This is a genomic window from Pyxidicoccus fallax (assembly GCF_012933655.1).
In the GTDB taxonomy this organism is placed as follows: domain Bacteria; phylum Myxococcota; class Myxococcia; order Myxococcales; family Myxococcaceae; genus Myxococcus; species Myxococcus fallax.
The window spans coordinates 1-6,587 of sequence record NZ_JABBJJ010000505.1 but is presented as its reverse complement, the minus strand read 5'-3'; the positions used below and the strand labels follow the sequence as shown (position 1 = coordinate 6,587).

General features: G+C 68.5%; 6 protein-coding genes. 2 read left to right on the top strand and 4 right to left on the bottom strand.

Translation table 11 applies throughout. The annotated features are described in order from the left end of the window. The 4 genes from HG543_RS50205 to HG543_RS50190 form a co-directional block, all read right to left on the bottom strand. Positions 1-461: MFS transporter (locus tag HG543_RS50205; protein ID WP_169352093.1), on the bottom strand; the 461-nt coding region annotated here is incomplete at its 3' end. A gap of 112 nt (positions 462-573) precedes the next feature. After that, positions 574-2,646: an adventurous gliding motility protein GltC gene (gene gltC / locus HG543_RS50200; protein ID WP_169352092.1), complete on the bottom strand. Its 2,073-nt coding sequence runs from the start codon at positions 2,644-2,646 to the stop codon at positions 574-576. Further along, positions 2,643-3,404 (bottom strand): outer membrane beta-barrel domain-containing protein, encoded by a 762-nt coding sequence (locus tag HG543_RS50195; RefSeq protein ID WP_169352091.1) that lies wholly within the window; start codon positions 3,402-3,404, stop codon positions 2,643-2,645. The genes gltC and HG543_RS50195 overlap by 4 nt, the downstream gene beginning before the upstream one ends. Continuing rightward, on the bottom strand, positions 3,401-4,225 hold the full coding sequence (locus tag HG543_RS50190; RefSeq protein WP_169352090.1) for an outer membrane beta-barrel domain-containing protein: 825 nt from the start codon (positions 4,223-4,225) through the stop codon (positions 3,401-3,403). Before HG543_RS50190 ends, HG543_RS50195 begins: the two co-directional genes overlap by 4 nt. Positions 4,226-4,500: 275 nt before the next feature. Here HG543_RS50190 and cglC point away from each other — a divergent pair, with 275 nt between their 5' ends. Together cglC and HG543_RS50180 are read left to right on the top strand one after the other, a co-directional pair. Then, the gene (gene cglC / locus HG543_RS50185) at positions 4,501-5,040 is read left to right on the top strand and encodes an adventurous gliding motility lipoprotein CglC (RefSeq protein ID WP_246357875.1); all 540 of its coding nucleotides are present in this window, start codon (positions 4,501-4,503) and stop codon (positions 5,038-5,040) included. An 84-nt stretch (positions 5,041-5,124) separates the two neighbouring features. Next, complete coding sequence (locus tag HG543_RS50180) at positions 5,125-6,543, top strand: vWA domain-containing protein (protein ID WP_169352088.1); 1,419 nt, start codon at positions 5,125-5,127, stop codon at positions 6,541-6,543. Positions 6,544-6,587 lie beyond the last annotated feature (44 nt).

The following is a 6,587-nucleotide window of genomic DNA, read 5'->3' as shown; positions in this document are numbered from 1 at the left end:
GCCCCCAGGAAGCCCCCCAGCGCCGGCCCCAACACGAAGCCCAGGCCGAAGGCCGCGCCGATGACGCCCATGCCCTTCGCCCGGTCCTTCGGCGAGGTGATGTCCGCCACCACCGCCTGCGCCGTGGCGATGTTGCCGCCGGACACCCCGTCGATGACGCGCGCCAGGAACAGCAGCGGCAGGGACTGCGCGAAGGCGAACAGCAGGTACCCCGTCAGCGAGCCCACCTGGCTCATCAGCAGCACCGGCCGCCGGCCGTACCGGTCGCTGAGCCGGCCCAGGACTGGCGCGGCGACGAGCTGCATCAACGAATAGACGGAGATGAGCAGCCCCACCGTGAACGGTGAGGCGCCGAACTTCACCCCGTACACACCGAGCTGCGGAATCAGGATGCCGAACCCGATGAGGTCCAGCGCGACGATTCCGAAGACGACGCGCAGTGACGCCGCCCGCCTCTGCACCAGAGAGCCCCTTCCTCGAAAATGAAAACCGCCGGGAGCGCGGAAGATAGCGCCCCCAGCGGTCGGTGGTGTGAAGAAGTACCCGTCCCCGTCGATGGGGACGGGTCGGGTGCTACATCGCCTCGGCGGACTGGACGTTCCGGTTCGCCGTGTCGCGCTCGATGCAGCCCTTCGTCAGGGTGTACTGGTACGTGCCCAGCTCGTCGCGCCAGTACTCGCCCTCGTACGGCCAGTACAGCTGGTCGTCCGGGACGGCCACCGAGTAGCGGTACTTCTTGACGATGGCCGTGCGGCCGCCCGCCTTGAGCTGCTCCTCAAGGAACTCCTTCTCCTTCGTCGTCGTCTCGAACTTGATGCGCAGGCCGTTGGCCAGCAGCTGCTTGAGCGCCACCAGCTCCGTCTCCAGCTTGCCCTTGGCCATGATGCCGGCCTTGGAGATGAGCGCGGTGCGCTGGACCTTCAGGCCCTCCAAGAGCGACTTGCTCAGGTCCGAGTACTTGAAGGTGTCCGCCTTGTTGGCGAAGGCGTCCATCTCACCCTCCAGCTCGAGGATGGAGTCGTTCGTCTTGCGCAGGTCCTGGTCCGTCAGCGCCAGCCGGAGGATGCGCTCCAGGATGACGTCCGTCTCGTTCTTCTCCAGGCCTTCCTTGTTCTTCTTCTGCACGTCGGCGAGCACCGTGTAGTACTCCCCGGCGTCCATGTTCTTCTTCACCAGCGACTCGAGCTGGTCATGGACCGGCAGGTACGTGCGCTCGAAGTCCTGGAGGATGAGCGTGGACTCCCGGTAGCGGCAGTTCTCGTAATAGATGACCGCCTTCAGGATGAGCGCCTCGGGGAAGTACTCCTCGCGGAAGAAGGGCGACGACAGGGTGATGAGGTTGCCCAGCGCCTGCTCGTACTGGCCCACGCGGTAGTTGGCCCAGCTGGACTCGAAGAGCGACTCCAGCCACTGGGTGTTCCCGCGCTCCACCTTGGCCAGGTAGAAGAGGGCGTAGCGGTTCTGCTGCATGCCGTAGTGCGTGCGGGCCAGCTGCATGAAGGCCAGCTCGCGCAGCGACTTGTCCAGCTTCGCCTGCTCGGCGGACTTGCCGGCCACGGGCCGGGTGAGGCGGATGACCTCCTTCATCGCCTCGATGGACGCCAGCATCTCGCCGTTGACGCGCTTGGAGGCGGCGTCCTTCTGGCGGCTGCCGTTGCGGAACGCGGCGATGCCCTCGAGGTACTTGGCGCGCGGGAAGAACGGGTCCGTGCGCGGAATCAGCAGCGCCAGGCGCTTCACTTCCTCGAAGCTCTTGTCCGCCTCCGCCGGCTGGCCCACCTGGTCCAGCGCGCGGCCGCGCACGAAGTGGTAGCGCGCCAGCAGGTACCGGAACTCGTTGCGGTACTTCTCCGGGAACTCATGGTTCGCGTGCCGGGCAATCTCGTCGAGGATGACCGTCTCGTTCTTCGTCTTGCGGCTGATGAAGAACAGCCACTCGAGGCTCGTCTTGAAGAACTTGGTGGACGGGCCCAGGGCGAGCAGCTTGGAGAACTCACCCAGGGACGAGTGGTACATGCCCAGGCGGTAGAGCGACTTGGCGAGGACGTAGCGCGCCTCGGTGTGCAGGCCCGCGAGCTTCGGATCCCCGAGCAGCTCGTGCGCCGCCATGGCGGCCTTCTCGTACTCGTCGTTCTTGAAGAGGCTGACGGCCACGTCCAGGCGCTGGCGGTCCGCCGTCTTGCCGGAGACGTCCACCGCGTCGAAGGACATGGTGGGCGCGGCCGGCTTGGGCGCGTCCGCCGTCAAATCCAGCCCCAGGCCGCCGGCCGGAGGCGAGGCGGGCGTGGGCGCCGGAGCGGGCGTGGCCGTGGCCGCCGGAGCGGTGGTGGCGGCGGGCTGCTCGGCCACCGCGGGCGCCGGGGTGGCCGCCGCGGGCGTCACCGACTCGGCCGGGCTCGCGCTGGCGGCGGAGGCGTCGTCGGAGTCCTCCTCCGGAGGGGTGGCCGCGGTGGCCTTGCCACCCTTCGACTTGCGCGAGGACGTCTTCGACGTCTTCTTCTTCTTGCTGGCGGTGGAGCCGCGCTTCTTCTTCTTGGACTGGCCACCAAGGTCCAGCCCTTCGAAGCTCTGGGCGTAGCTGGGAGCCGTCCACGCGAGCGCGAGCCCGAGGACGGCGACACGGATGAGCCGGAAGGAGCGGATCATGACTCGGAGCCGTTGAAGAAGAAGAAGGAGACACCCAGCTCGAAGAGGAGCTGGTTGCGCAGGTAGTTCTCGTCGCGACCCTTCTCCACGTAGATGAGGTCACGCACCTCGGTGCGCAGCGTCACCCAGCGGTTGAAGAAGAAGCGCGCGCCCACGCCCACGTTGCCGCCGCCGGTCATCAGGTTCTTCGCGGCCAGACGGTTGTCCGGATCCGGGCCGCGGTACTGGATGACGGAGGCGCCGGCGATGCCGTACATGTCGAAGCTGACGAACTTCTCCGCCAGCAGCGACAGCTTGCCGTAGATGGGGGCCCACTGGACGTCCGCGCCGCCCAGCAGCTTGAGCTGGCCGGGAGCGTCGCCGTCGAGCTCGTCCATGGTGGGCGAGCGGCAGCCGCGGGTGTCACCCTCGAAGGTGCACTTCTGCGCCGCGCCGGCCACCGTGTTGATGGCGTAGCCCAGGCGCAGGCTGACGCCCAGCGTCTCCGCCGGGTGGTACGTCAGCGTGCCGCCGAAGATGTACTTGCTGAAGAACGCGTCGCGCAGCGACAGCGTGGCGGACGGGCTGAACTCGAAGCGCCCCTTCTTGAGGAAGAGGTGCCCGGAAACCGGGCGCACGCGCTCGCGCAGCGGCCCGAGCCGGTCCTTGTCCACCTCGGACACGTCGCCGGCCTCCTCCTCCTCGGAGGTGGCCTGGGCGTGGCCCAGGACGGGCGAGACGAGGCACAGGGCCAGAAGCAGACGGAGGGCGAGCTTCATTCCGCGTCCCTCCCCGTCGACTTGAACGGCAGGAACAGCGAGATGCCGGCGTTGAGCGTCATGACGTTCTGGATGGCGCCCTTGCTGCTGCCCAGGGGCTGATCCACGTAGGAGGTGTTGATGAGGGCCACGTTCACCGCGACGTAGTCCTTGGCCACGAAGCGCATGCCCAGGCCCAGGTCGGCGGCCGGGTTGAGGCCGCGGTCGGGCAGCGAGGACGTCTGCGTCTGCACCACGCCCGCGCCCGCCAGCAGGTAGCCGTCGAAGTGGAGGATGGAGTTGAGGAACGCCACCTTGCCGTACAGCGGGCTCCACTCCACGTCGCCCATGGCGGACCACTGGGGCACCGAGTTGTAGATCTTGCTGTTGAAGGTGCGCTTGGCGGTGCGCACGTCGTCGGACGGCAGCACCTGCATCACCGTGCCGCGCGCGGCGATGGCCAGCGTGTCCGCCAGGTAGTACGCACCCCGCAGCGACGCGCCGAACTTGGAGTAGAACGGATCATTCACCGAGATGCTGACGAGCGGCGTCAGCTCGAAGCGGCCCTTCTTGAGATACACCTTCCGCTGGACGCTCTTCACCCGGTCCTCCTGGGTGATGTCCGTCAGTGGCGGCAGGGCCTCCAGCTCCGGCGTGGGGTCGGTGGTGGCCGTCGTGGAAGCCGGCGTGGCCTCCTCGGCGGGAGGTGGCGTGGGAGATTCCTCGGGGGTCTTGGCGGGCTGGGACTCTTCCGTCAGGTCGAGTCCCATGCCTTCCTGGCTCTGGGCGGGCGCCAGCGAAGGCACCAGGCACAGGGCGAGCAGCAACGTGGGGCGGTTCAAATCCGGAGGCTCCGTGAGGGAGGGGGGCGTAACTGCCACCGGGGTACGGCGAGACTCTCGTCGTCGGCCCCATCCTATCGGTCGTATTCCCAACCATCAACCGCCCTGCGTGCGCCTGCCTGCCCTATATCCCTCCGGTATTCCTTCATAATTCCATCGCCTCAGACCGTGGTACGGGGGCGTTGGCCTTCCAGGGTGCTGTGGTACCCTGCTGGATGCTGCGCGGGCGCCGAGGTCCCGCGTCCCCTCCCCCCCTTTGTAGAGGTGTCATGAAGATGTCCGTGCGAACCACCCTCCTGGTGTCCCTCGCGTTGTTCATGGGTGGCTGCGAAGTGAGCAGCGAGATTGGCAAGCCTTGCACCCTCGTCCGTAAGGCGACCCCCGCGGAGGCGGAGGCCAACGGCGGCATCGGCTTCGTGGACATCCTCCAGAAGGAGATCGCGCTGAACCAGGACGTCATCTCGTTCGGCTCCATCGGGTGCGAGGACCTCATCTGCGTGCGCGACGCGGACTTCCCGCCCACCATGGTGAAGGACGCGAACGGCAACGACACGGAGGAGATCGACCGCGAGGCTCCGGCGCAGGGTTACTGCAGCAAGGAGTGCGTGGAAGGCTCCACCGAGTGCGAGGTGAAGGACACCTCGGGCGTGCTGGCGGGCCTCCCCGAGCGCATGTCGTGCCGCTCCCTGCTGTTGGACCAGGCCACGCTGGAGGCCCTGCGCGCCTCGAATGAGACCCGGTACCGGGAGACGTTCGGCGAGAACAACTCGCCCTTCTTCTGCGCGGGCGCCACCGGCGTCCAGCCGCAGAACTGACACTTTCCCCCGCGGGAGGTAGACCTTTTCCCGCGCGTCGTTCGTAAAGGCAGGGCCCGCGTCGTTCGCGCAAGGAGCCCTGCCATGAACCGAACGGTCCTCTTCCTCAGCCTGGCCGGCGGCCTCGCCCTCACCGCCCTGGTGCTGGGGCTGCCGCCGCTGGGCACGCCGCCGAAGCCGCCCCCTGGGGTGGTGGTGGCTCCGCCAGCGCCTCCCCAGCCGGTGACGGCGACGGTCGGCTCGCTCACCATGACGAGCCGCCTGTCCCACCCGTACATCCCCACGGGCACCTCCGAGGTCTTCGCCACGGTGGACCTGACGGGCGCCGAGGTGCCGGGGGCGAAGCGCAGCCCCGTCAACCTGGCGCTGGTCATCGACCGCTCGGGCTCCATGAGCGGCTACAAGCTGGCCCAGGCGAAGCAGGCGGCGCGGCACCTGGTGTCGCTGCTGCGCGAGGAGGACCGGCTGGCCATCGTCCACTACGGCTCGGACGTGAAGAGCCTGCCGTCGCTGCCGGCCACGCCCGGCAACCGCGAGCGGATGCTCCAGTACATCGACGGCATCTGGGACGAGGGCGGCACCAACATCGGCGCGGGCCTGTCCGCCGGCCGCTTCCAGCTCGCCACGGCGCAGGGGGGCTACAGCGTCAACCGCCTCATCCTGATGAGCGACGGCCAGCCCACCGAGGGCATCACCGACGACGAGGGCCTGACGCAGCAGGCGCGTGAGTTGCGCGCCGCCGGCATCACCGTGAGCGCCATCGGCGTGGGCACCGACTTCAACGAGGACCTGATGCAGTCCTTCGCCGAGTACGGCGCGGGCGCGTACGGCTTCCTCGAGGACGCGGGGCAACTGGCCACCCTCTTCCAGATGGACCTGCAGCAGGCCACCACGTCCGTGGCGCGCGACGTGACGCTGACCTTCACCCTGCCCCCGGGCACATCGCTGGGCGAGGTGCTGGGCTACCGCGCCAGCCAGACCGGCAACGTCGTGAGCGTGACGCTGCCGGACTTCTCCGCGGGCCAGCTGGAGCGCGTGGTGGTGCGGCTGAACGTCACCGACGACGAGGTGGGCCGCACTGTGCGGGTGACGGACCTGAAGCTCGCGTACACGGACCTCATCCGCGACGTGGTCGTGCGCAGCGACACCTCGCTGTCCGCGGTGGTGACGGACCGGCGCGAGGAGGTGCTGGCGCGGCAGGACAAGGAGGCCACGGTGTACGCGACGCGGGCCCGCAGCGCCGTCAACATGCAGAAGGCCGCCGAGGCCCTGCGCGGCGGGCGCAAGGACGAGGCGAAGATGTACCTCCAGCAGAACCAGGCCCTCTTCCACGAGGCCAGCGCCGTCACGGGCGCCGCGGCGGTGGCCGCCGACGTGGCCGAGCAGCAGGCGACGATGGACGAGTACGACAGCGCCGGCAGCGAGGAGGAGTCGCGCGCCCTCATCAAGAAGAGCAAGGTGAAGGCCCTCAAGAGCTTTGGCCGGCTGGGCTCCACCTACTGAAGTCCCCTGCCCCGCCCGCCGCCCGGGCGAACCCGGAAGTCCCC